24 protein-coding genes are annotated in these 26,307 nt (G+C 49.6%); 15 read left to right on the top strand and 9 right to left on the bottom strand.

What is annotated here, in order from left to right; all coding sequences use genetic code 11:
* Nucleotides 1-11: 11 nt before the first annotated feature.
* The gene (recJ, locus tag JS578_08010; GenBank protein ID QRX62841.1) at nt 12-1,727 is read right to left on the bottom strand and encodes a single-stranded-DNA-specific exonuclease RecJ; all 1,716 of its coding nucleotides are present in this window, start codon (nt 1,725-1,727) and stop codon (nt 12-14) included.
* Nucleotides 1,728-1,988: 261 nt separating this feature from the next.
* On the opposite strand from recJ, the gene mnmA reads away from it, so the two are divergent.
* The 4 genes from mnmA to hflX all read left to right on the top strand — a co-directional run bounded on the left by mnmA (nt 1,989) and on the right by hflX (nt 5,616).
* Nucleotides 1,989-3,053: a tRNA 2-thiouridine(34) synthase MnmA gene (mnmA, locus tag JS578_08005; protein QRX62840.1), complete on the top strand. Its 1,065-nt coding sequence runs from the start codon at nt 1,989-1,991 to the stop codon at nt 3,051-3,053.
* 65 nt (nt 3,054-3,118) lie between these two features.
* Nucleotides 3,119-3,745, top strand: a complete 627-nt coding sequence (locus JS578_08000; protein ID QRX62839.1) for a trimeric intracellular cation channel family protein — start codon at nt 3,119-3,121, stop codon at nt 3,743-3,745.
* Between the two features lie 59 nt (nt 3,746-3,804).
* Entirely contained in the window at nt 3,805-4,320 is a 516-nt protein-coding gene (locus tag JS578_07995; protein QRX62838.1) for an outer membrane beta-barrel protein, read from the top strand.
* A gap of 72 nt (nt 4,321-4,392) precedes the next feature.
* Complete coding sequence (hflX, locus tag JS578_07990; GenBank protein ID QRX62837.1) at nt 4,393-5,616, top strand: GTPase HflX; 1,224 nt, start codon at nt 4,393-4,395, stop codon at nt 5,614-5,616.
* A 36-nt stretch (nt 5,617-5,652) separates the two neighbouring features.
* Here hflX and JS578_07985 read toward each other — a convergent pair whose 3' ends face one another.
* Nucleotides 5,653-7,050 (bottom strand): aspartate kinase, encoded by a 1,398-nt coding sequence (locus tag JS578_07985; GenBank protein ID QRX62836.1) that lies wholly within the window; start codon nt 7,048-7,050, stop codon nt 5,653-5,655.
* Between the two features lie 68 nt (nt 7,051-7,118).
* Entirely contained in the window at nt 7,119-7,706 is a 588-nt protein-coding gene (maf, locus tag JS578_07980; protein QRX62835.1) for a septum formation protein Maf, read from the bottom strand.
* Nucleotides 7,707-7,880: 174 nt separating this feature from the next.
* Between maf and JS578_07975 the strand changes: the two genes are divergently transcribed.
* Nucleotides 7,881-8,597, top strand: coding sequence for a 2-phosphosulfolactate phosphatase (locus tag JS578_07975; protein QRX62834.1), 717 nt, complete (start codon nt 7,881-7,883; stop codon nt 8,595-8,597).
* An 8-nt stretch (nt 8,598-8,605) separates the two neighbouring features.
* Here JS578_07975 and JS578_07970 read toward each other — a convergent pair whose 3' ends face one another.
* From JS578_07970 to JS578_07960, 3 genes are read right to left on the bottom strand one after another with little or no spacing between them, the layout of a single operon-like run.
* Nucleotides 8,606-9,010, bottom strand: a complete 405-nt coding sequence (locus tag JS578_07970; GenBank protein QRX62833.1) for an RNA-binding S4 domain-containing protein — start codon at nt 9,008-9,010, stop codon at nt 8,606-8,608.
* 11 nt (nt 9,011-9,021) lie between these two features.
* Entirely contained in the window at nt 9,022-9,582 is a 561-nt protein-coding gene (locus tag JS578_07965; protein ID QRX62832.1) for an aminoacyl-tRNA hydrolase, read from the bottom strand.
* 16 nt (nt 9,583-9,598) lie between these two features.
* Entirely contained in the window at nt 9,599-10,177 is a 579-nt protein-coding gene (locus JS578_07960; GenBank protein ID QRX62831.1) for a 50S ribosomal protein L25/general stress protein Ctc, read from the bottom strand.
* 360 nt (nt 10,178-10,537) lie between these two features.
* On the opposite strand from JS578_07960, the gene nusB reads away from it, so the two are divergent.
* From nusB to JS578_07935, 5 genes are all read left to right on the top strand, one after another.
* Nucleotides 10,538-11,464 carry a transcription antitermination factor NusB gene (nusB, locus tag JS578_07955; protein ID QRX62830.1) on the top strand — a complete coding sequence of 309 codons (927 nt, stop codon included), beginning with the start codon at nt 10,538-10,540 and terminating at the stop codon, nt 11,462-11,464.
* A gap of 18 nt (nt 11,465-11,482) precedes the next feature.
* Entirely contained in the window at nt 11,483-11,803 is a 321-nt protein-coding gene (gene yajC / locus JS578_07950; GenBank protein QRX64964.1) for a preprotein translocase subunit YajC, read from the top strand.
* 10 nt (nt 11,804-11,813) lie between these two features.
* On the top strand, nt 11,814-12,809 hold the full coding sequence (locus tag JS578_07945; GenBank protein QRX62829.1) for a YbbR-like domain-containing protein: 996 nt from the start codon (nt 11,814-11,816) through the stop codon (nt 12,807-12,809).
* Nucleotides 12,806-13,399 (top strand): dephospho-CoA kinase, encoded by a 594-nt coding sequence (locus JS578_07940; protein ID QRX62828.1) that lies wholly within the window; start codon nt 12,806-12,808, stop codon nt 13,397-13,399. Before JS578_07945 ends, JS578_07940 begins: the two co-directional genes overlap by 4 nt.
* Nucleotides 13,400-13,518: 119 nt before the next feature.
* Entirely contained in the window at nt 13,519-13,716 is a 198-nt protein-coding gene (locus JS578_07935; protein ID QRX62827.1) for a winged helix-turn-helix domain-containing protein, read from the top strand.
* Between the two features lie 286 nt (nt 13,717-14,002).
* Here the strand turns inward: JS578_07935 and JS578_07930 are convergent, their stop codons facing one another.
* From JS578_07930 to JS578_07920, 3 genes are all read right to left on the bottom strand, one after another.
* Nucleotides 14,003-14,872, bottom strand: coding sequence for a YitT family protein (locus JS578_07930; protein ID QRX62826.1), 870 nt, complete (start codon nt 14,870-14,872; stop codon nt 14,003-14,005).
* 47 nt (nt 14,873-14,919) lie between these two features.
* Nucleotides 14,920-17,673, bottom strand: a complete 2,754-nt coding sequence (locus tag JS578_07925; protein ID QRX62825.1) for a leucine--tRNA ligase — start codon at nt 17,671-17,673, stop codon at nt 14,920-14,922.
* Between the two features lie 118 nt (nt 17,674-17,791).
* Entirely contained in the window at nt 17,792-19,597 is a 1,806-nt protein-coding gene (locus tag JS578_07920; GenBank protein ID QRX62824.1) for a long-chain fatty acid--CoA ligase, read from the bottom strand.
* A 205-nt stretch (nt 19,598-19,802) separates the two neighbouring features.
* On the opposite strand from JS578_07920, the gene JS578_07915 reads away from it, so the two are divergent.
* The 5 genes from JS578_07915 (at nt 19,803) to JS578_07895 (ending at nt 26,230) form a co-directional block, all read left to right on the top strand.
* Nucleotides 19,803-20,447, top strand: a complete 645-nt coding sequence (locus JS578_07915; protein ID QRX62823.1) for a DUF4294 domain-containing protein — start codon at nt 19,803-19,805, stop codon at nt 20,445-20,447.
* A 117-nt stretch (nt 20,448-20,564) separates the two neighbouring features.
* Nucleotides 20,565-22,289 (top strand): sulfate permease, encoded by a 1,725-nt coding sequence (gene sulP, locus JS578_07910; protein ID QRX62822.1) that lies wholly within the window; start codon nt 20,565-20,567, stop codon nt 22,287-22,289.
* Nucleotides 22,286-24,124 (top strand): YgiQ family radical SAM protein, encoded by a 1,839-nt coding sequence (locus JS578_07905; protein ID QRX62821.1) that lies wholly within the window; start codon nt 22,286-22,288, stop codon nt 24,122-24,124. The genes sulP and JS578_07905 overlap by 4 nt, the downstream gene beginning before the upstream one ends.
* 141 nt (nt 24,125-24,265) lie before the next feature.
* Complete coding sequence (locus tag JS578_07900; protein ID QRX62820.1) at nt 24,266-25,000, top strand: NigD-like N-terminal domain-containing protein; 735 nt, start codon at nt 24,266-24,268, stop codon at nt 24,998-25,000.
* 246 nt (nt 25,001-25,246) lie between these two features.
* Entirely contained in the window at nt 25,247-26,230 is a 984-nt protein-coding gene (locus tag JS578_07895; GenBank protein QRX62819.1) for a GntR family transcriptional regulator, read from the top strand.
* Nucleotides 26,231-26,307: the final 77 nt, after the last annotated feature.

Raw genomic sequence — 26,307 nt, 5'->3', positions numbered from 1 at the left:
TATCCTCTTTGTTATCCTCGTATATCTTTAATCATCAGCTGCATGAACGATCGGCTACCATGGGTGTTCTCCTCAAGTGTATAACAGATGTCCACCGGCTCACCCCCCTTGATCTTCTGGAAGAAATCCTGTTGACAAAAAGCGATACCCGGCATGGGAGCCTCCCTGGTCTGATCCTTCAACTCCAGTTTGATATGTCGGAACCCCTTGCCCACCAACTTGCTGTTTCCAGAATCAAGTACGTTTCGTGAGAGGAAAACAGGATTCTCGTTCTCTGGGCCAAAAGGACTGAATAGCTTGAGATCAGCGATGAATTTTGGTGTGATCTGTGACAGGGATATCTCAGCGTCAACGGTAATCTGGGGTAGCATCATACCCGGCTCAATACCGTCGAAGGAGAGACTGTTGAACCGGTCAGTAAATTCCTTAAGATGTTCCTCCTTCAATGTCAACCCGGCAGCATACATATGCCCTCCGAAATTCTCAAGGATATCGCGGCAAGACTCTATCGCTTTGTATACATCATAGCCGGGTACTGAACGAGCCGAACCGGAGATCATTCCGTTTGACTTTGTCAAAACTACTGCAGGACGATAAAACTTCTCAGTGAGTCGCGAAGCCACGATCCCCACGATCCCTTTGTGCCAGTTCTCATCATAGAGCACGATGCTCTTCAGATTGTCAATATCGATGTGCTTGTCAATGTAGTTGATGGCCTCATCGGTAATCCTTTTATCCAACTCACGCCGATCTTCGTTATACTTGTCAATGTTCTTGCTTTTCTCACGTGCAGCGGTCATGTCACCCGCCAGCATCAGATCCACTGCTTCCTTGCCGTTCATCATCCTACCGGAGGCATTGATGCGGGGACCAATCTTGAAGACGATATCGTTCACGGTGATCTGCTTTCGGTGTAGTCCGCAAATCTCGATGATCCCTCTCAGTCCAAAACTAGGGTTAGAGTTGAGCTGTTTCAGTCCGTAGTGGATCATGATACGGTTCTCACCCGTCAGCGGAACAATGTCGGAAGCAATACTCACCGCTACCAGATCGAGCAGCGGTTCAATGTCTGAGAATGGATAACCATTGCGTTGAGAGAAGGCCTGCACCAACTTAAAGCCTACCCCACAGCCCGAGAGCTCGTCGTATGGGTAAACAGAGTCAAGCCGTTTGGCGTCGACCACCGCCACCGCTTCCGGAAGACAATCGTCCGGCATATGGTGGTCACAAATAATAAAATCGATGCCTTGTTCCTTTGCATAGGCGACCTTGCTCACCGCCTTGATGCCGCAATCGAGAGAGATAATGAGCGTTACACCCGTTTTCACGGCATAATCGATTCCCTGAAACGAAATGCCATACCCTTCATCGTACCGATCCGGAATATAATAATCAATATTGCTGGTGATTCCCCGAAAGAATTTGTACACCAGTGAAACAGCCGTTGTACCGTCTACATCGTAATCCCCGTAGATAAGGATCCGCTCCTTGTTGCCCAGCGCTTTTTCAATACGCCGAATTGCTTTGTCCATGTCGGGTAAGAGAAACGGATCATGAAGATCCTCCAGTTTAGGATACAGAAACTTTTCCGCCTCCTCAGCGCTCTCTATTCCCTTGTTTACCAGCAATTCAACAAATACGGGATGTAAATCAAGTTCTTTCGCTAATTCATTTGTTATATTTTTTTGGTCGTGTGATAGGGTTGAATAATTCCATCTGTAAGTCATTTATATCGTTTTTTTCTTTTGCGCTCATGGCCCGAATCTGCTTCGGGGATAGTGGAGGGGGGGGCTCCGCTCTTGGATTCCGCCACCTCTCTTCTCGGTAGTTAGACCAACCTTTGCAGTCCAATCCGAAGTTGTAAAGGTAATACTATTTTTTTTGTTTCAATTATTTTACAAGATAAAAGATGATCATTCACCCAACGCTGACAAATCACACTTTTCGATTCTTATTTGTACCTTTGCAGTTCAAAACCCACAAAAAAAATGGAGATAGCAGCTTTGGTTTCCGGCGGCGTGGACAGCTCGGTGGTGGTACACCGCCTCAAGGAGATGGGACATGACCCGGTGATCTATTACATAAAGATCGGGATGGAGGATAAGGATGGATACATTGACTGTCCTTCTGAGGAGGACATTGAGATTGTATCGTACGTTGCCAAAAAGTACGGCTGCAGGATGGAGATCGTCTCGCTGCATGAGGAGTATTGGGACAGCGTGGTGAAATACACCATTGACTCCGTGAAGCGGGGGCTGACTCCCAATCCCGATATGATGTGCAACAAGCTGATTAAGTTCGGCGTCTTTGAACAGAAGTGGGGCCATCAGTTCGATCGCATCGCCACCGGACACTATGCCACCACCACCGAAGAGGGAGGCCTCACCTGGCTCTCTACGGCGAAGGACAGCGTGAAGGACCAGACATATTTCCTGGGGCAAATCAGCTATTTGCAGGTATCGCGGTTGATGTTCCCGATCGGCGACCTGCTCAAGTCTGAGGTGCGCGCCATCGCAGCTGAACAGAGGCTGCCCTCGGCACAACGCAAGGACAGCCAGGGCATCTGTTTCCTGGGCAAGGTGAACTACAACGAGTTTATCGAGCGTTACCTGGGAAAACAGGAGGGATTGATCGTGGAACTGGAGACCGGCAACATCCTGGGAAAGCACCAGGGCTTCTGGTTTCACACAATCGGCCAGCGGAAAGGACTGGGACTGAGTGGTGGTCCCTGGTTCGTAATCAAAAAGGATGTGAACCGCAACATTGTATACGTCTCAAAAGGGTATGACACCCGCCACCAGTACGGTGATCAGATCAACCTTCAGGGTTTCGAGTTCATCACAAAAGATATTTGGGGCGACTTCGCTGATGAGAAGGAGATCACCTTCAAGATACGCCATACACCCGATTTCACCCGGGGAAGAATCAGCCGTATCGGCGACCTGTACCGCATACAGTCCGCGGAACCGGTACAAGGCATCGCCGCAGGTCAGTTTGGAGTGGTCTATGACAATGAGAGTCGTCTCTGCCTGGGAAGCGGTATGATTATTTAGTCTTGTTCCCTAGTGGAGATGACGGCATCCCCGAAAGAGGACAACAGCCAGATGAAACAGCAGGTATGGATATAACAGTTGAATTTGTAGACATCATCGAGTTCCTTGGCACATTTGCCTTTGCCATCAGCGGCATCAGGTTGGCATCTGCAAAGAAGTTCGATCTCTTCGGTGCTTTTGTTGTGGGCTTCGTGACTGCCATTGGTGGAGGTACCCTGCGCGATCTCTTCATCAATGTGATCCCCTTCTGGATGGAAAACCCGGTTTATCTCTGGGCCACATTTCTCGCACTTTTATTCGTGATCATCTTTCACAATCAGCTGATACGCCTCAACAACACCTTTTTCCTCTTCGACAGCATCGGGCTGGGGCTCTTCGTAGTGGTGGGCGTGGAGAAGAGCCTCGCACTGGGGTATGATCCCTGGGTGGCTGTGATCATGGGCACTATCACCGGTTCAGTGGGTGGTATGGTTCGGGATGTGCTGATCAATGAGATACCACTCATCTTCCGAAAGGAGATCTATGCATTGGCCTGCGTCATCGGTGGCATTGTCTTTACGTTAATGCATGTTGCAGGCATCCACCAAATCGCCACCCAGCTCACCACCGCGGCTTCGGTGATCCTTATCCGGATGCTGGCCGTACGATACCATTGGCACCTCCCTATCCTGAAAGGAGGAGAAGAGAGCTGACCCACACAGATTTAATCTTCATTACAGCATCTTTTCATTGATTTCGTTATCTTTGCGGGATGAAACATCGTTCAATCATCATAAAAGGGATGCTCTTGCTGATCACGCTGCTCAGTGCACTGCCGGCTCTACATGCACAGTTTGAGGGTACATGGGGTGTGGGTGTCCATACAGGATACGCATCGGTGGCAAAAAGTCCGGGAGCAGGAGTGCATCTGCATTACTACCGAACCAACAATCTCCGGTTTGCACCCTCCTTTACCCGTTATCTCGAAGTGAAGGGAGAACAAATGTGGATGGCAGAGGCCGACCTTCACTATATTCTGCCCCTAAGCTATACAGCATCGCTCTATCCGCTGGCAGGTATTCACTACTCCAACTGGCACTACGATCCGGAAGCAACATTCAACATGACAGGGAAGGAGGAGACGCATCACCGGCCGGGAGCCAGTCTGGGAATGGGTTATCAGCATGACATCAGCTATCGTGTCAGGGCCAACCTGGAACTGAAATACCAGTTCATCAATGATTATTCTCAGTTGCTCATCACTGCCGGATTCGGATTTTGGTTTTAGAAAAAAATAGACCCACAGCCTTTCGGATTAGAACGATAACCATCCAATTACATCAATTAGCAGATTAAATTTATGAAAGACTTCATCACAAACGAAATAAAGAATGAAAACGCCCTTTTAGTGGGCCTTATCACACCCGAACAGAATGAAGAGAAGGTGAAGGAATACCTCGATGAGTTGGCGTTCCTGGCCGAAACGGCCGGCCTGGTACCCGGCAAACGCTTCCAGCAGCGACTGGAGATGCCCAATCCGGTCACCTTCGTGGGGAAGGGGAAACTGCAGGAAATCGAGGAGTATGTGAAGGACGAAGAGAACGAAGTGGGAGTGGCGATCTTCGACGATGAGCTATCTGCAAAGCAACTACGCAACATCGAAAAGGAGTTGAAGATCCGCATCATGGACCGCACCAGCCTGATTCTCGACATCTTCGCCATGAGGGCGCAGACAGCACATGCAAAGGCACAGGTAGAACTTGCGCAATACCAGTACCTGCTGCCACGCCTAACCCGTATGTGGACTCACCTGGAGCGCCAGCGCGGCGGGGGCGGCACCATCATGCGCGGCCCTGGTGAGACACAGCTGGAGACCGACCGGCGCATCATCCTCGACAAGATCTCACGATTGAAACAGGAATTGAAAGATATCGACAAACAGAAAGTAGTGCAGCGCAAGAACAGGGGTAAACTGGTGCGCGTGGCACTGGTAGGCTACACGAACGTCGGCAAGTCAACACTGATGACACTGCTCAGTAAGAGCGATGTGTTTGCTGAGAACAAGCTCTTTGCGACGCTCGACACAACGGTGCGCAAGGTGACAATCGAGAATCTGCCATTCCTGCTAACTGATACGGTAGGCTTCATCCGCAAGCTGCCCACCCACCTGATCGAATCGTTCAAGTCGACACTCGATGAGGTGAGGGAGGCCGACATCCTGCTCCACGTGGTGGACATCTCCCACCCTGCCTTTGAAGAACAGATCGAGGTGGTAGAGAAAACGCTCTTTGAGATCGACGACAGGGAGAAGCCAGTCATCCTGGTATTCAACAAAATTGACGCATTTTCGCACGTTGTGAAGGAGGAGGACGACCTCACACCAAAAAAACGTGAGCACTATACCCTAGATGAACTAAAAGACTCCTGGCTGAATAAGATCAGGGAGCACTGCATCTTCATCTCTGCCAGGGAGCGGGAGAACATCGATGCACTCAAAGAGATCATGTACGAAAAAGTGAAGGAGATTCATACCACCCGTTTCCCCTACAACGATTTCCTCTACCAAACCTACGAAGAGGAGTGATAACAATCATGGCGGTCCGGGAAATGGCGGTCGGCGTTATGAGTGACCATCAATCTCTTTGCAGAGTGCCTCATTAAGGGCAATTACCGCATCCTCATAATGCTCACGCCGGATTACAAATTGCATGTTCACCTGCATCAGCGACTGGGCAAAGCTCTCCACATTAATCTCCTTTTCATAGAGGGCCTTGGCGGCATAATAGAGGAAACCGGGAAGGGCAATGTTGGAGCCCATGGCACATACAATGGCCATTGGTTTTGCATCCACCTGGTAGAACACCTCTTTGAGCACCTTGATCAGTTCCAGGCTTTTCTCGTTGTCCCACACCACCATGGTGATTGAGTTGGCATTGGTCGATTTCAGAATGTAGCTCACCCCATACTTGACGAAGTAGTTCATGATCTGACCGTCGAAACCCACTTCACCCACCATCATTGGGTCATGTACCTCAATGGCAATCACCTTGCGTGAGCCGGAGACGATCTCCACCCGCGGTTCAGGTGAGACATAATCGTGAGAGATGAGGGTTCCGGGATGCTCAGGTTCGAAGGTGTTCTTGATGCGGATGTCGATACCGGCCAACTCCAATGGTTTGGCCGCTTTGGGGTGAATGGCCTCCATACCGATGTCGGCCAACTGATCGGCAATCACATAATTGGTATGTCCTACGGGTATGCTGTTTTCCACTCCCACAATCTTGGGATCGGCACTGGAGAGATGAAACTCCTTGTGGATTACTGCTTCCTGCGCCTTTACCTCCACGGCAATCTTGCTGAAGGTAACCTCACTGTACCCACGGTCGAAAGCCCGCATGATCCCCTCCGTACCTTTGGTGTAACCGGTAGCCACACAAAGCACATTGCTGAAATCGATGCCGCTGAATTCCTTGTGGATGCGCTGATCGATTGTCAACGGCTCGTTATCATTGAATCCGCAGAGGTCAATAAAACGAGCATTGATGTTGTTGTTGTTGAGGATATTGACCGAGTTCCATCCGGAGTGCGCTTCACCAATGGAAGCCAGTATTTCACGAGCGGCTAGGTGAATGTCGGTACGATTCACGTACCCCGAGGCCAGCACCTTACCCAGGCTGTAAAGCACTGTCTTGGCCTGATCCACCCGGAAGCGGATAAAGTCGCGTGCCTCTTTCAGGTCCAGCCCAATATCCGCAAACCCGTCGTTGATGAGCAACAGACGTTGGCAGAATGAATCGAGCGCGCTGCTGTAATCCTCCCCGTTGAGGAATTTGTTGTAAATGCCCGGTTCTCCGGTCTTCTTGTGTTCCAGCAACCAGTTGGTCACGTTGTTATAGGCCGACACCACGAAGATGCGGTTATAGAGTTGGTCTCCCTTTCTGTTTCCCCGAATGATGTTTTGCAGGACATCCTGAAACTGCGACATGGAGGTACCGCCGATTTTTTCTACTGTAAGCATAGGGTTGTTTTCAATTAATCTGATTGCTAAAAATCCGTGACAAAGATAGGAGATTATTTTTTATTTTTTCAAAACCGCTTCAACTCGCGGTACACTTTGTAAATGGGAAAGCCCATCACGTTGAAGTAAGAACCCTCAATCTTTTCCACACCCACATAACCAATCCACTCCTGCACACCGTAGGCTCCCGCCTTGTCCATTGGGTTATAACGATCGAGATAAGAATCAATCTCTTCATCGGTAAGCTCACCAAAGGTCACCCAGGCTGTATCAGAAAAGGAGTGTGATTTCCGTATCGAGGTGAGGCAGACACCGGTGATCACCCTGTGTCGTTTACCGGAGAGGATCCGCAGCATCCGTTGTGCCTCCTCTCTATCGGTGGGTTTACCCAAAATCATTCCGTTCAACAGTACAATCGTATCGGCAGTGATCAGCAATTCATCCTCCTTCAATGCGTCGGTGTATGCTGTAGCCTTCTTGCGTGCCAGGTATTCCGCGACCTCCTCATGTGGCAGATCATCCGGAAAGGATTCATCAACATCGGGCAGGGTGCGTAATTCATATGCCAGGTCGATCCCTGAGAGGAGTTCTTGTCTCCTGGGTGAAGCAGAAGCCAATATGACCTTATAGTTGGTAATCTTCAACTGTTGTTTCATTCAAAAGAAAACTTTTGTGATGCACTTTTTTTAATTCGGGGCGAAAGATACAAAAAATTTTGCATCGTCCTCACCACTACACTACACTGTAAACTGACATCGAATCAGTGGTCCTGCTTTGTTGTTTTGCTTTCAGACAAATTGTTCCTATCTTTGCATTCAAACATCAATGGTATGATCATCGACATTGCCCCATCTCCCGCCCTCTACCCTTACTACCGAAAAGAAAATGACACCGTGATCGTGGTCGATATCTTTCGTGCATCAACCACCATGTGCCGCATGCTCCACAACGGTGCCACAGCAATCATCCCCGTGGCAGAGATTGAGGAGGCGAAACGTTACAAGAATGATGGCTACCTGGTGGGAGCAGAACGACATACGCGAAAGTGCGACTTTGCTGACTTTGGCAACTCCCCCTTCGATTACACTCCTGAAAGGGTAGCAGGGAGAGAGGTTGTCTTCACCACCACCAATGGCACAATGGCCATCAGAGAGGGTGCAAACGCACAGGAGCTGTTGATAGGATCCTTCTCAAACATCGGTGCGTTAAGCCACTACTGCATCGAACATGCAGAACGAATTGTGGTACTCTGTGCGGGGTGGAACAACCGGATCAACCTGGAAGATATGCTCTTCGGGGGTGCTCTTCTGGAAAGGCTCTCTGCCTCTGGAAAGGTGGCCATCGGTTCAGATGCGGTGCGGGTAGCCCAACTGTTGTGGCTGCAGGCGAAAGCAGATCCGATGGGTTTTCTAAAGAGCAGTGAGCACTACGGGCGCCTCCTGGCCAACGGTGCGGAGGGAGATGCGGCCTACTGTCTGAGCAGTGACACCCTTGAGGTAGTGCCACTCTACAACCGCACAGACAAAAAAATAAGGGTCTCCCGCTAAGGAATCCCTTATTCATCCCAGTTGAAGAGGTCTTCAGGAATGCTGTCAGCAAACTGGTCCAGGTCGCGCCGTTCCTTCTTGGTGGGACGTCCCGTCCCGCGTTGTCGGTCTACGAACCCGCTGATGCTTTTAAGCTCCAACAGCTCATACTGCTCCTGAGGAGTCACGTTCTCCATATACTCCGGCACCAATCTCGCTCCCATTCGTTTTTCCGCAAGGGCAAGGACCTTGAAGGAATAGGTCACGGGAGGCTTCCTGACTTTGATCACTTCCCCCACTCTGACATTCCGGGAAGGCTTCATCGATGCCTCTCCAATCAGGACCCTTCCTTTTTTGCAGGCCTCCGTGGCGGCTGTCCGCGTCTTGAAGATACGTACCGCCCAGAGCCATTTGTCTATGCGCACTTCTTCCATCACTCAACAGATTACTTATTGTTGTATTGATTCATTGTGGTGTTGATACCGGCCAGACAAAAATTCCTGATCATATCCACCGCTGTTTCAATGCGTTCCGGTAACAGCAACTGCTCCTCCGGGGAAAAGGGTTCAAGCACATAATCCACCTGACGTCCACGTGGGAAATCATTCCCGATACCGAACCGCAGTCGCGGGTAATCCTGCCCTATCAACTCCTGAATATGCTTCAATCCATTGTGTCCCGCATCACTCCCTTTGGCTTTGAGACGCAGCGTCCCGAAAGGAAGAGCCAGATCGTCCACCACCACCAGCAGCTGTTGGTTGTCGATTTTCTCCTTCTGCAGCCAATAACGGATTGCATTCCCGCTCAGGTTCATAAAGGTGGAGGGTTTGAGCAACAGCAACATCTTGTTACGCAACCGCATCTCGGCCACAAAGCCGTAACGGCGATCCTCAAAAACAGCATTGGACGCTTTTGCAAAAGCGTCCAACACCATAAAACCTATATTGTGGCGGGTTTGCTCATAATCAGGTCCGATGTTGCCCAATCCCGCAATCAAATATTTCATCACATACCTCGTTAGGTTACTGCGCCTTGGCGGCGGCACCTCTTGCAGCACGCGTCAGCTGTACTCTACATACCACTGCATTCTTGGCACTGAGAATATCCAGGTTGTCGAAGTTGAGATCACCTACCTGAATTGATTTACCCAGCTCCAGCTTCTCAACATTCACCACCAATTCTTCCGGCAGATGAGCAGGCAACGCCTTCACCTTCAACTTGCGGCTGTCGAGCGAGAGCTTACCACCGGCCTTCACACCTTCAGCCAATCCTTCAAGACGTACCGGAATCTCAATCACCACCGGTGCATTTTCAAATACATGGAGGAAATCGATATGCAGGATGCTGTCTTTCACCGGGTGGAATTGAATATCTTTGACGATTCCCATCAGCTTCTTTGCTCCCAGGTCGAGGTTCACCAGAAACACTTCGGGTGTATAAATCAGATTGCGTACATCGCTGTTCTTCACAACAAAGTTGAGATTTTCGCCGTCGTGACCACCATAAACCACACAGGGTATCAGCCCTTCGCTACGGTAAGCCCTGGCCGCTTTTTTTCCGAAATCAGCCCTGACTTCGCCTTTTAATTCAAATGTTTTCATTTTTTCAATTGTTGTTTTTGTGTTACTCAAAATAAAGCTGCTTTCTTTATTTCCCATCACACTTGGGAGCTCTCAAAAAGCGGCGCAAAGTTAGTGATTTTCTTTTTAGTGTGCAATTATTTTCGGGGGTTCATTTTTTACCACCCACAAAAGGGATCGAATGTAAGATCAGAATGATAAAAAAAGAGTTGCTCGCTTCATTCGCGCTTCACTTTTCACAATTCCTGCAAGGTAATACCAAAAAAATCACTACTTTTGCAGTTAGAAATATTGCACTAAGCATTGCCTTTTTCACTTCGTGATCGACGACTTGATAAGGGTTTGTGTTTCTGCAACATCATAAAAAAGCTCATTTAAACAATGATAAACAGAAATTTAATTCGTATCCGAATCGTACAGATTGTCTATTCATGGTACCAGAATACGAATAAGGATTTGCGCGGTGCAGAAAAGGAACTTCTTTTCGGCTTGCAAAAATCTTATGACCTCTATTTCTATTTGCTTTCGCTGATGGTGGAATTGACAAAAGCGTATGAAAGCAGGATAGAGGCCAAGAAGAACAAGCATCTCCCCTCCTGGGAGGATCTCAACCCCAACACCCATCTTATCGACAACAAATTCATACGGCAGTTGAGCGACAACCGCCAACTACAGCACCATTTCGCTGAAAGACCAATGGTATGGGATGCCGACACCTCTTTTTTGAAAAACCTGCTCGACACCATTCTCGATTCGGACACCTATAAGAATTACACTGAGCTTGCAGCACCCACCTACAATGAAGATCGCGAGTTCTGGAGAAAATGTTTCAAGCAGTACATCTACCTCAATGAGGAGCTCGATGAGATACTGGAGGATGAGTGCATCTATTGGAACGATGATGTGGAGATCGTACAGAGTTTTGTCTTGAAAACAATCAAGCGATTCTCGGAGGATGAGGGAGCAGAGCAGCCACTACTGCCCATGTTCAAGGACGAGGAGGACCGGGTATTTGCACTGAAATTATTGCATGACACCATTCTCAACGAGGATAAATACAGGACACTGATAGAGAAGCACACCGAAAAGTGGGATTTCGATCGCATCGCTTTCATGGATATGATCATCATGCAGGTAGCTCTCTCGGAGATCTGCACCTTTGAGTCGATACCAACCAATGTCTCACTCAACGAGTACATTGAGATTGCAAAGTCTTACAGCACACCCAAGAGCAGCACATTTATCAACGGCATCCTGGATGCGATTGTACAGGAGATAAAAGCAGAAAAAACAATTTTTAAAAACTAATATTCACACACTTAAAAAATCATTCTCATGAATATTTTATTACAGGCTGCTCAGGGCAGCGGTTTCTCGGGCATGGGCAGTACCCTTTTTATGATGGTTGCCATCATTGCCGTATTCTATTTCTTCATGATCCGTCCCCAGCAGAAGAAACAGAAAGAGTTGCAAAAAAGTCGCGCAGCGATGAAAGTGGGCGACAAGGTGGTCACCTCGGGTGGTATCCACGGAAGAATCAAGGAGGTGGGTGAGACCTGGTTCCTGGTTGAGGTTGCCGACGGCGTGAAGATTAAGTTTGAGAAAGCCTCTGTCTTTGCTTCCTCATCAGATGTGACGACCCCTTAAACATCGTCTCATGGAGGTGAAAGCCATCATCGGAAAATGGAAACCCAAAGCGGCAGCCTTTTTTTCCACATTCCCGTGGAAGAATATGCTTTTTTTTCTGCTTTTCCTCCTGTTGGCTTTCATCTTCTGGTTAATGCTTTTCTTCCAGAAAGAGAATGTGGAGGGTACCTATCGCATTCCGCTGAAATACCACAACATCCCGCAAGATGTGGTGTTCGACAACCCCCTGCCCGACTATGTAGAGGTGAGCATCACCGATAACGGCGCCGCCATCTTTCGCCTCGACCTGAGCAAGAAAGACTCGCTCGAGATCAACGTGGCAGAGTTCACGGAGGAGGGTAACAACACGCTGCAGGGCGACCAGTACAGGCAGTTGATTCGCTCTCGCCTCTTTTCCAGCACCAACATCAGGGGTTATTATCCGATGATCATCAACCTAACCACCTCGAAGTTGCAAAGCAAAGAGCTCAAGGTTGTTTTCGACGGTGAGATTACCACCAGCAGGGTTAACCTTGTGGCAGACAGTGTCACCTTCCTGCCTGAAAAGGTCACGGCCTACGGATCACGTGAATCGCTTGGCAAGCTGGAGCATGCCGCCACCGAGTACACGGTCTTCAAGAACCTGAAAGCCACCTCACAATTGCCTATCCCCATCAACCGCGTGGAAGGTATCAAGTTCGTTCCCGATCAGGTGGAGATCTTCATACCGATTGAGGAGTATACGGAACGTACCTTCGAGGTACCGATCACCGCAACGGGGCTGCCCGGTAGCCTGGATGTGAAGTTTTTTCCTTCACGAGCCAATGTCTCCTTCTCAGTCACCCTGGAGGAATACCGCAAGATTGCTCCCGAAGATTTTGAGATCAGGCTCAATTACCGCAACTTTCACCAGAACGAAGATGGCAGGGTGGAGCTGCAACTGAGCAAGCATCCGGAAGCGGCACAGAATGTCCGCATATCACCCTCTAGCGTAGAGTTTCTCTTTGAAAACAAACCAAATCGATGATTACTGCAGGCATCACCGGTGGCATCGGAAGTGGGAAGTCGGTGGTCAGTGAGTTGTTCCGTCTGCATGGCATCCCGGTGTTTGACGCCGACAGTGAAGCCAAACAGCTCAACGATACCTCACCGGTCATCCGCAAAGAGCTCACTGCCCTCTTCGGAAAGGATCTCTATGCAGAAGGTTCACTCAACCGCAAACAACTGGCCGCCCTTATGTTTGGTGACAGGCAAAAGGTGGAGGCGGTAAACGCCATCGTTCATCCCGTCCTGGCCCAACACTTCATGGGTTGGTGTCTCCGCCACCAGGATCATCCGGTCGTGATGATCGAGGCAGCTCTTCTCTTCGAAGCCGGTTTTGTGCGTTATCTCGACAAGGTGATCACCGTCCTTGCTCCTGAAACTATCCGCCTCGCAAGGGTTATCCAACGTGATCACACCACCAGGGAAGCAGTTGAGGAGCGTATGAAGCACCAGCTGCCGGAGGAGGAGAAATTGGAGCGATCGGATTATGTGATACGCAACGACGGAAGCCACTCGCTCATCCTGCAGTCGGCAACGATCCTGGAGGACCTTCTACGATTGAATGAGCAATAAGGAGATATCTTACAACCGCTTATGCCAACGCAGCTAATCAGAAATATTTTTTTTTTGAACAATTAGCATTATCTTTGCAGCATTCAAATTTTAGGTTATTCAAAATTAACAACAAAGTCATGATTGAGAAAATTGGAATCAACGCCGGTAAAGTATGGACCATACTTGATGAAAACGGCCGCCAGAATGTGAAAGAGGTTAAGAAGGCAGCCAAGCTGACCGAAAAGGATCTCTATGCTGCCCTCGGATGGTTAGCCAGAGAAGGCAAGGTGGCGATGGAAGAGGTGGAAAAAGAGATCTTCATTTCGTTGAGTTAACGAAGTGCCATCGTAAAAAATTCAGATCAGAGGCTGTCTCCAAATAGAGGCAGCCTCTCTTTTTTGTAGTATGGGTGCCATCCTGAAAGAACGTTACACCAGAAAAATGAACCTTTCCCAATTCCCAATATTTTGGGAAGCTATTCTTTTATTCTAAAGTTATTGTACCCTTATATCCACTCCCATAAATATCGGAGTGGATATAAGGGTACAATAAGGGTGCAATAAGGCTAGAGCTTCCCAAAGCCCATGAAACTCCCTGTCTCTTCCCTGTCGAGGGATCGGTTTACTTCATCTGATCGAATCCTTTGCCATAGACACCCACCACATTGCTTTGTGAGATAAAGGCATTCTCATCGATTCGTTTTACCAGTCGGAAAATGGAGGTCGATTCGGTCTTGCGCGCCAGGATGATCAGCACCTTCTGCGGTTGCTGGGAATACCAACCTGTTCCTTCCAGCACGGTGCAGCCGCGGTCTAGTTCGGAGTTGACATGCGAGGCGATCTCGTTGTAGCGGGTGGAGAAGATGATGAACTGGACCGATTGACGGGCACCGTTGATCACCAGGTCAACGGTGTAATACATCACCGAGACCACAATCAGTCCGTAGATGATCTTTTCAAAGCTCTGAAACAGCAGATAGGAGCTGCCCACGATGACCAGGTCGATGTAAAGCAAACCTCGTCCCATGCTGATGTAGCGATACTTGGTGATGATGGCGCCAAGGATGTCCGTTCCACCGGTGCTGGCGTTGCGTGTATAGACCAGTCCCAGGCCGGTACCACTGAAGACAGCTCCGATGATGCTGGCAATCAGCGGGTCGGTATGGATGATCGCCTCGGTGATCAGATTCTCAGCCACAGCCATCAGCAAGGTCACCCCCACCACTCCATAGAGTGCTTTGAAGACATACCCTTTGCCCAGTATGAACCAGGCCACCACCATCATGAGGCCGTTCCCCACAAGAAAGGTCATGAAAACCGGCAGTCCAAAAGCGTACTTCAGAAGCAGCCCCACACCGCCGAGGCCGCCCACGACGATCTCGTTGGGCATGATGAAACCGGTGAAACCGATGGAGAAAAGCATCAATCCCACCGTGATTACCAGGTAATCCTTCCAGTAGAACGATTTGAGATAACGAACCTCTTTGGCCATGAGGAAATCTATTAAGGAATGAACTTTCTGACGATGGAGGATGATGCTCAGATCACCACATTGACAATCTTCCGCGGTACGATGATCACCTTCTTCGGCGTTTTACCTTCCAGCCACTTCTGAGAAGAGGGATGAGCCAATACCGCCTGTTGAATCTCATCATTGGAGGCATCGGCAGCGAACTCGATCACAAAGCGCGACTTGCCATTAAATGAGATGGCATAAGCGAAGGTATCCTCCTTCAGGTATTCCTCGTTCCAAAGGGGCCAGGCAGCATCACAAACAGTGCTCTCGTTGCCCAGTGCATGCCACAGCTCCTCCGAGATATGGGGTGCAAAGGGGGCCAGGCAGACCACCAGATCGCTCAGCACGGTTCGGTTACGGCATTTCAAGGCTGTCAGTTCGTTGAGGCAGATCATGAAAGCTGAGACGGAGGTGTTGAATGAGAACTGTTCGATGTCGGAGGTCACTTTCTTGATCAGCTTGTGCAGTGCCTTGAGTGCATCGCGCGACGGCTCCTCATCAGTTACTGCAAAGAGCTCTCCCTGATAGAAAAGATTCCATACCTTACGGAGGAAACGATGCACGCCATCGATGCCGTTGGTGTCCCATGGTTTTGATTGCTCCAGTGGTCCGAGGAACATTTCATAGAGCCGCAGCGTGTCGGCACCATAACGGGAAACGATGTCATCCGGGTTCACCACGTTGAACATCGATTTCGACATCTTCTCCACGGCCCAGCCACAGATATACTTCCCATCCTCGAGGATGAACTCGGCATTCTTGTACTCGGGATTCCAGTTACGGAACGCCTCAAGGTCGAGAATATCGTTGTGTACCATGTTCACATCCACATGAATGGGTGTCACCTCATATGATTCTTTCAGGTTGAGTGAGACGAAGCGGTTGCTGCCCTTGATGCGATAGACAAAGTTGCTGCGTCCCTGAATCATCCCCTGGTTGACCAGTTTCTTGAAGGGTTCTTCCTCACAGGTTGCACCGATATCGAAAAGGAACTTGTTCCAGAAACGGCTGTAAACAAGGTGACCGGTGGCATGTTCCGTACCGCCGATGTAGAGGTCCACGTTCCGCCAGTAGCTGTTGGCCTGTTCCGACACCAGTGCTTCTTCGTTGTGGGGATCCATGTAACGGAGATAGTAAGCCGATGAACCGGCGAAGCCGGGCATGGTGTTCATCTCCAGGGGGAATCCCTCGCTGGTATGCCAGTTCTTTGCCCGTCCCAGGGGTGGCTCACCTGTCTCGGTGGGCAGGAACTTGTCTACCTCGGGCAGCTCCAGCGGCAGCTGCTCCTCCGGCAATGTGTAAGGCATCCCCTCTTTGTAGTAGATAGGGAACGGCTCACCCCAGTAGCGTTGACGGGAGAAGATGGCATCACGCAGGCGGTAGTTGACCTTGCGGTAACCAAGGCCCTGCTCCTCCACCGCATCGATGGCCGCGGGGATTGCCTCCTTCACGGTCAGCCCGTTGAGGAAATGAGAGTTGATCATCACCCCCTCCTTCGCATCGAAACTCTCCTGGGAGACATCACACCCCTCAATGAGCGGTACGATGGGGAGGTTGAAATGTCTGGCAAAGGTATAGTCACGACTATCGTGTGCAGGAACTGCCATGATGGCACCGGTCCCATAGCCGGCCAGCACATAGTCTGAGATCCATATGGGCAGCGGTTCACCCGTGAAGGGGTGGGTAGCGTATGTACCGGAGAAGACACCACTCACCGACCGATCGGCAATTCTTTCCCGTTCTGTCTTTTTACCTGTTCTCTCAATATATTGTTTAACGGCATCGCGCTGCTCAGGGGTGGTCAGTTGTTCCACCAGCTCACTCTCGGGAGCCAGCACCATGAAGGTGACGCCGAAGATGGTATCGGCACGGGTGGTGAAGATGTCGAAGGTGACACCGCCGGGGGTATTGAAATGCATTACGGCACCCTCGCTGCGGCCGATCCAGTTGCGTTGCGTCTCCTTGAGTGAGTCGCTCCACGCCACCCTCTCCAATCCCTCCAGCAGGCGGGGTGCGTAAGCAGACACCCGCAGGCACCACTGCCGCATCTTCTTCTGTTCTACAGGATAACCCCCGCGAATGGAGAGACCTTCACTCACCTCATCATTGGCCAGCACCGTGCCCAGCTGTGAGCACCAGTTGACCATGGTGTCGCCCAGGTAGGCGATACGGTAGTTCATCAATATCTGCTGATGTTCCTTTTCACTCATGGCGTTCCACTCTGCCGCGGTGAAGTTCATCGGTTCACTGCAGGCCAGGTCAAGCCCTTCGGTACCCTGTTGGGAAAAAACCTGCTCCAGCTCGGCAATGGGTCGTGCCTGGTTGGCTTGATTGCAATAGTAGGAGTGGAACATGCGTATGAAAGCCCACTGGGTCCACTTGTAGTAGCCGGGGTCGCAGGTACGCACCTCCCGGTCCCAGTCGTAGGAAAAGCCAATCTTGTCGAGCTGTTCACGGTAACGGGCAATGTTCTGCTCGGTAGTGACTGCGGGGTGCTGTCCCGTCTGGATGGCATACTGTTCGGCAGGAAGGCCGTAAGCGTCGTAGCCCATGGGGTGCAGCACGTTGAAGCCCTGCAAACGTTTGAATCGGGAAAAGATATCGGATGCGATGTAACCCAGCGGATGCCCCACATGTAGTCCGGCTCCCGACGGATAGGGAAACATGTCGAGCACATAGAACTTGAGTTTTGTGCCATCTTCCGTCACCTTGTAGGTCTTATGGTCAGCCCAATATTGCTGCCACCGTTTTTCTATCTCTCCGAAATTGTAGTCCATTCCTAGCCATTTTAAAAAACGGTGCAAAGATAGCAAATAAGTTCTGAAGTAGAGCCATTCAGCCGAAGGCTTTTGGATCACGAAAAAGGTTCATGGATTTGGTATGCAGCCAACAACTTTAATCAGCATACATCTTTTCAATGAGATCGTGATAGTGCTCCAGGATCACCTTGCGACGCAGTTTCAGGGTGTTGGTCAGCTCACCCTGTTCCATGCTGAAAGGCTGAGAGAGGAGCGTGATCCGTTTGATCTTCTCGTAGGAGGTGAACTGCGACTGAAGCAACTCTATCTGCCCGAAGACAAAATCGATGATCTCCTCTTTTTGCACCAGCTCCTCTACTGAGCTGTAGGGGATCTGCTGATCACCGGCATAAATTTTCAGCGCCTCAAAGTTGGGTACTACCAGTGCACTGACGAACTTGCGCTCATCACCGATAACAGCGACCTGATCGACATACTTGTCTTCGCTGACCCTTGTTTCGATCATCTGCGGAGCAATGTACTTCCCGTTGGAGGTCTTGTAAAGATCCTTGATCCGCTCGGTGAGGATGATCTCGTTGTTTTCTGTCAACAACCCGGCATCACCGGTCCTGAAGAAACCATCTTCGGTGAATACTTCCGCCGTGGCTTCCGGCTTGTTGTAATATCCCTTCATCACCGTCCCTCCCTTCACCAGGATCTCGCTGTTCTCACCGATCTTCACCTCAATGTCAGGCATCACCTTGCCTACTGTACCAATCCTGAAACCCTTTGCCGGGAAGCAGCTCACGGTAGCGGTGGTCTCGGAGAGGCCATATCCGTAGATCAGGTGCACATCGATCGACTGCATGAATCGATTGATGTTATCTGAGAGAGGGGCACCCGCCACCGGGAAGAAGTTGCCGCGGTCGATGCCTACCACCCGTTTGATCAGGTAATAAATGGTATAGCGATAGAAGAAAAACTTCAGCCGGTTAGTCAGCGGGGGACGCTTACCCTCGTTGCGGTACTCCAGATTGTGACGGCGTCCCGTGGTGACTGCATCCTGGAAGAGCCACTTGAGCACTCCCGATGCATTGTTGATGGTCTCCTGCACCCCGTCATACACCTTCTCCCAGAAACGGGGCACATTGCTCATCAGGGTGGGGCGCACCACTTTCAGGTTCTTGCGTATCTCATTGGGATCGCGATTGATTGCTACAGCCGTCCCCATGTGAAGACAGTAATAGGTCCACGCCTTCTCAAAGATGTGTGTCAGCGGGAGAAAGCACATGGAGAGATCCTTGTCCGACATGCCGGTGATGCGCTGGTCGTGGATCACCATCGCCTTCATGTAGTTGGCATGGGTGAGCATCACCCCCTTGGGTTCACCCGTGGTGCCCGAGGTGTAGATGATGGTTGCCATGTCATTATCTTTGAGCTGTTTGAGACGAGCGTTGACCAGTGTAATGGTTTCAGAATTGTCACCCGTGGCGATGAAATCATCAAAATAGACCGATGTGGTATCTTCTGCTTTCTTTACCACCTTCCGGTCGAAGATAACCAACTGCTCCAGGCGGTTGTTCTCCTGCTGTACCTTCCAGGCGTTGTTGTATTGAAACTGCTCCCCCACGAAGAGGATGCGGATGGCTGCATCCCGGACGATATAACTCACCTGTGCGGGTGAAGCGGTGGCATACATGGGCACCATCACCGCCCTGTTGGCGTATGCAGCGTAATCGGTGACCAGGTACTTTTCCATGTTCTGGGAATAGACACCCAGGTTATCGCCAGGATTGACCCCCATCTCAGCCATCGCCTGGGCCGCTTTTTTAATGGTTGAGGAGAATAACCTCCAAGACATGTCTACCCACTTCCCATCGGGATCCTGATATTTTAACGCAGTTTTATGCTTGTATTTAAGGGCTTGCCGGTGAACAACTTCTCCCAGATGATGATATGTCATATCCTTATGTGTTGGTGTTCTCAAATATACGTTTTTTCTGAAACATGACCGCGAAATTCTTAATTTTTTTGATAAACTGCATCGCTCATTTCATTTTTACGTCATACCTATTTTCTTAACAATCTAAAAATAGGGATCTTAATTAACGACACTTAACGTGATTTGAAGCGACGAAATAAAACAATGCATATATCTTTGTGGTGAAATGAATGCTCGCTACTCCATACTCATCGGTCTTGTTGTTCAGCTGATGCCTTTAAACAGTATCGGCCAGGATTATTATGCTGCTAACATCAACCCGGAGAATAACGGCCCTGTCTCTACGATCTTCTTGATGCCGAACGTCTACCCAGCGGTAGTCATAGAAGGAGACACGGTGGCCTGCATGTGGCTGACCGATTTCGTGAAATACTCTCCGATCCGCTTCCGCAGTAACAAGGATAAGATTGCTTACACCAAGCTGGTACGTGATGTTAAGAAAACACTCCCTTATGCCAAGCAAATTGCCGGTATCATCACCGAGACCTATGAATACATGGAGACACTCCCCGACGACAAGACCCGACAGGATCACCTCAACCAGATGGAGAAATATCTGATGGATCAATATACGCCCAAGATGAAGAAGCTGACCCGCTCCCAGGGACAGCTGCTCATGAAGTTGGTAGACCGGGAGACCAACTCCTCCTCCTACCACATCATCGATGCCTTTATGGGTAGCTTCAAAGCGTGGACCTACAATGTCTTTGCCGGCCTGTTCGGCAACAGCCTTAAGACCCGTTACAACCCTTATGGGGAGGATCGTGTGACCGAGCGGGTCTGCGTCATGGTGGAACAGGGAAACATTTAATCGGCACAAATCTCCTCTCCTTCCCGAGTTGACTCCCCCTCTTTTCTGAAAATCAGCCCTCTTGAAAGCAAATGCAAAATAAAATTGCCTATCTTTGCAGCGATTAATGATTAGGTTATGCGTTTCAATTTTCTTACTGATTTCCAACCGGTGCTTTTTCAAACCCTGAGAACCTACAACAGGGAGAAGTTCATGGCCGATTTAATGTCCGGTCTGATTGTGGGTGTGGTGGCATTGCCTCTGGCAATTGCCTTTGGAATCGCTTCAGGAGTAACGCCAGAAAAAGGGATCTACACAGCCATCATCGCCGGTTTCATCATCTCCTTCCTGGGGGGCAGCACTGTCCAGATAGGGGGTCCCACCGGTGCCTTTATCGTGATTGTCTACGGCATCGTCGAGCAGTACGGCGTACAGGGGCTCGCCATCGCGACGGTACTGGCCGGTGCAATGCTTCTGATGATGGGTTTCCTCAAGCTGGGCAGCGTAATCAAATTCATCCCCTATCCCATTGTGGTGGGATTCACCAGTGGCATCGCCCTCACCATCTTTTCCACACAGATCAAGGATCTCTTCGGCCTTACCACCCCTAAACTACCCTCAGGCTTTCTGGAGAAGTGGGTGATCTACTTTCAGCATTTCGACACGACGGATGGCTGGACATTGTTGCTCGGCCTGGCCAGTATTGCCATCATCATGCTCACTCCAAAGATATCGAAGAAGATACCAGGATCACTCATCGCCATTGTAGTGATCACCGTGGCTGCCTGGTTGATGAAACAGTATGGCGGCATTGCCATAGAGACCATCGGCGATCGGTTTGTGATCAACAAGCAACTACCCGCTGTGGAGCAGATATCGCTGAACCTCGAGACTGTCCGGATGCTCTTCCCTGCAGCCTTCACCATCGCCATACTGGGTGCCATCGAGTCGCTCCTCTCGGCCACGGTGGCCGATGGGGTGACAGGAAAAAAGCATAACTCAAACATGGAGCTGGTAGCACAGGGTGCTGCCAACATCATCGCTCCCTTCTTCGGGGGAATCCCCGCCACGGGTGCCATTGCCCGCACCATGACCAACATCAACAACGGGGGACGCACCCCGGTGGCTGGGATTATTCATGCCCTTGTATTGTTGCTGATCGTACTCTTCCTGGGTGATCTTACCAGACATATCCCAATGGCCTGCCTGGCCGGCGTGCTTGTGGTGGTAGCTTACAACATGAGTGAGTGGCGCACCTTCCGCTCACTCCTGAAACAGTCTCGATCGACCATGGCCATATTGCTCACCACCTTCTTGCTGACAGTCATCTTCGACCTCACCATCGCCATCGAAGTGGGTTTGTTGCTGGCGGTCTTCGCCTTCCTGAAACGAACCAACGAAAGTACGCAGATAAGACATACCACCGGAAAGATAGACATCACCAGAGAGATGGAATCACATGCAGCCGACCGGGAGGAGGAGGTGCTTTACCTGCCTCACAACACGGAAGTGTACGAGATTGATGGCCCCTTCTTCTTCGGTGTAGCCAACAAGTTCGATGAATTGATGCGCGAGACCGGAAGCCATCACCGCATACGCATCATCCGCATGCGCAAGGTACCCTTTATCGATTCCACCGGGTTGAACAACCTCGAGAACCTCTGCCGTAACTCCCGTAAGGAGAAGATACTGGTAATCCTCTCAGGTGTAAGCGAGACCCTGCGCACAAGCCTCAACATGTCAGAAATACCCGGTATCGTAGGAGAGGAAAATATCTGTGGCAACATCCACCTGGCGGTAGCCAGGGCAGAGGTACTTGCCGACGAACTTAGGGAAAAAGAGAAACATCACGAAAAGAGATGAAAGAGGAGAAAAACCTGCAGCTAACCGACTGGCTGCCCACTACCAAAAAAGAGATGCTGCTCCGCGGGTGGGAGGAAGCTGACGTGATCCTCTTCTCGGGAGATGCTTACGTGGATCATCCTTCCTTCGGCACCGCCGTGATTGGACGACTGCTGGAGAGTGAGGGATTGCGGGTGGTCATCGTACCGCAACCCAATTGGCGGGATGACCTGCGTGACTTCAAAAAACTGGGCAGACCCCGCCTCTTCTTTGCCGTGACCGCCGGCGTGATGGACTCGATGATCAACCACTATACTGCCAACAAACGGCTCCGCTCGAACGATGCCTACACCCCCGACGGGCGCTCCGACATGCGTCCCGACCGGGCAGTAACGGTATACACCCAAATTCTGAAACAACTCTTTCCCGAAGTACCTGTCGTGCTGGGCGGCGTTGAAGCTTCTCTGAGAAGGGTGACGCACTACGATTACTGGGATGACTCCCTGCACAAAACGATTCTGGCAGAGACGGGTGCCGATATGCTGATCTACGGAATGGGGGAACAACCGCTGCGTCAGTTGATCGCTGAACTGAAAAGAGGAAAAAGCATGAATGAAATCAGGGAGATACCCCAGACAGCTTTCCTCTGTTCCGGAACAAACATACCCCCAAACCCCTTCGAGGAGGAGGTGACTCTCTTCTCCCACGAGGAATGCCTTCAGGAGAAGATCAACCAGGCTCGCAACTTCCGGGTGGTTGAGGAGCAGTCGAACCGTTTACATGCGGCCCGCATCCTTCAAGAGGTGGGGGGAGAGATGCTCGTGGTGAACCCACCCTTTCCGCCGATGAACGAAGCGGAGATTGATGCCTCCTATGACCTCCCCTATACCCGCCTACCCCATCCCAAGTATCGTGAAAAACAGATCCCGGCTTACGAGATGATCAAGTTCTCGGTCAACCTGCATCGGGGCTGTTTCGGCGGCTGTGCTTTCTGCACCATCTCTGCCCATCAGGGCAAGTTTATCGCATCCAGATCAAAGAAATCGGTGCTCGAAGAGGTGAAAAAAATCACCCGGATGCCGGGATTCAAGGGATACATCAGTGACCTGGGTGGCCCCTCGGCCAATATGTACCGGATGCAAGGAAAGGATCTCTCCATCTGCGAGAAATGCAAACGCCCCTCCTGCATCTTTCCAAAGGTATGCTTCAACCTCAACACCAACCACGCTCCCCTGCTCGATATCTACCGGTCGGTCGACACCATTCCCGGTATAAAAAAATCGTTTATCGGCAGTGGAATCCGTTACGACATGTTGCTGCAAGAAGGAGCTGATACCACTGATCGCAACTCCGCACAAAGCTATCTGCGGGAAGTGATCACCCGCCACGTGTCGGGGAGACTGAAAGTTGCACCCGAGCACACTTCAGATGCGACATTGTCACTGATGCGGAAGCCCTCCTTCCAACTCTTCTACCGGTTCAAGGCAATCTTTGACGAGGTGAACCGCAAAGAGGGACTCAACCAACAACTGATTCCCTATTTCATCTCGTCCCATCCTGGATGCAGCGAAGAAGACATGGCAGAGCTTGCCGCGATCACCAAGAACTTGCATTTCAAACTGGAACAGGTACAGGATTTCACCCCCTCACCCATGACCCTTGCCACTGAGATCTACTATACCGGCTTTCATCCCTACACGCTCAAACCGGTCTACACCGCCATCACTAAGGAAGAGAAAAATGGACAACGACAGTTCTTCTTCTGGCATGACCGGCGTAATAAGCAACAGATCATCCGCGCCCTTAAAAAGATGAACCGTCCGGACCTGATACGCAAACTCTACCCAAACGGTTAGTAAGCCGCTGTCCGAGTTTGTATGATTGCTGCCTCATAAGATCATGTTAATCTTTGTTAATCACTCTTTTTTCTCTCTTTACGGTGCAACGTTTTATACAATTCATGCATCTTTCAATTAGTAATCATCGAGTGATTTCATATGAGGAAAACGCTTTTGACATTTACTTTAGTGTCGGCCGGTATCTTACTGGCAATGGTTTCATGTGACGACAATTCTCATTCACTTGGAAGTTTCGGAATCGACATAGCAACCGTGAACCCCGAAGGAGAGGATGCATATTCACTGTTGCTGGACAACGGCAAAAGGCTTTGGCCTGCCGCCAGTGCAGTACCCTACAATCCCACCTTCAACCAGAGAGTATTTCTGAACTACACCATCCTCTCTGATGCACAAAGCGGTTACGACCATTACGTGAAGGTGAATGACATATGGAACATTCTTACCAAAGATGTAATTGAACTGAACGCTGAGAATGCCGATAGCATCGGCAATGACCCGGTGAAGTCAAATGCGGTATGGGTAGGGGGTGATTACCTCAACGTCTCTTTCATGTTCAATTACGGTGGAGTGAAACCACATGCCATCAACCTTGTAAAAAACAGTGCCTCGGCAGTATCATCGGATGACCCTATCAATTTGGAATTCCGTCACAACGCTTACCAGAGCGACCGTACAAAACTTTTCGAAGGGTTTGTCTGCTTCGATCTGAAACCTCTGAGAAGCAGTACTGCAGATTCGGTTTTGTTGTCCGTGAAAGTGAAAGAGTGGGATAAAGATGTCACATATGATGTGATTTACAGGTACAACGAGGCTTCGGTCAACACACGCACCGAGATCCCGATACCCGTAATCTCATCAGATGAATACTATTAAATAAAAAAAAACCACAAGACAATAGTTCTATTTCTTATATGACTTTTTGATTTTCCAAAAACCGGCCGGACACTGTGAAGCGTCCGGTCGGTTGCTTTTTGGAGCGTTGCAATCGCCCCCCCCACATCAATAAGATTTCATCTGATGTGTTGCACAACATATCGGATCATTTTTTTTGTTGCAAGTTTGATTCTATTTTTACAGTCGGCTAGCACAGTACAGCACAGTACTATAAACCGAATTAAGATGAACCTGCAATTTACCAATAGAAACTCGAAAGTACAACAGCTGGTAGATTATATCCAAAATTTAATCGCTTCCAGTGAATTGAATTATGGCGACAAGCTTCCCTCCATCAACCAATTGAGCAAAGATTTTCACATTTCACGCGACACAGTTTTCAAGGCATTTTCTGATTTAAAAAATAGGGGGATTATAGAATCAGTACATGGTAAAAACTATTATGTCTCGTCTGTCAACAGGAACATCCTATTGCTCCTGGATGAATATTCTCCATTCAAAGAGGTACTTTATAACACACTTCGCAATAATCTTCCGGACAACTACCACATCGATCTCTGGTTTCACCAATACAACGAACAGCTCTTCAATCAGATTATCGACGATTCAGCTGGCATGTACAACCATTACATTGTCATGAACTACCACAATGAGAATTTTGCGGATTCATTGGGAAAACTGGACAAGAAGAAATTGCTCCTGCTCGATTTTGGGAAATTTGCCAAAGATGATTTCTCCTATCTCTGTCAGGATTTCGACGAAGCACTTTACCAAGCGCTGGAAAGTATTAAGGATCGTCTTTGCAACTACCGAAAACTATATTTTGTATTTAACAAGAGTCACAAACATCCCGCCAGTAGCAAAGAGTACTTCAGTAAGTTTTGTATCGACAATGATTTCGACTTTGAGATCCTGGATGAGGTGAATGAAGAGAGTACCATCAGCAGCAATTCCTTCTATCTGGTCATCAAACAGGAGGACATCGTGAACATCATCAAGCAGGGACGTAAAGAAAAGCTCCGCATGAAATATGATTATGGGTTGCTGGCGTACAATGAAAATCCTTTTTATGAAGTGATAGATGTCGGCATCTCCAGCATCAGCATTGACTTTCGTCGCATGGGAGAACTGGCAGCAGCATTTGTGACTTCGGGAGAACCAATTCAGACATATTTACCAACGACCATTACAGAACGAAATTCCTATTAACAAAAACAATTATAAATAGGGTCTGCTGAATAATAGATATTTATTCTGAAAATCAGCAAATTAAACGATATAAAATT

This window comes from Dysgonomonadaceae bacterium zrk40, assembly GCA_016916535.1.
Classification (GTDB): Bacteria; Bacteroidota; Bacteroidia; order Bacteroidales; family Dysgonomonadaceae; genus Proteiniphilum.
Note: the sequence above shows the minus strand (reverse complement) of the source record. Positions and strands in the feature narration are given on the sequence as shown.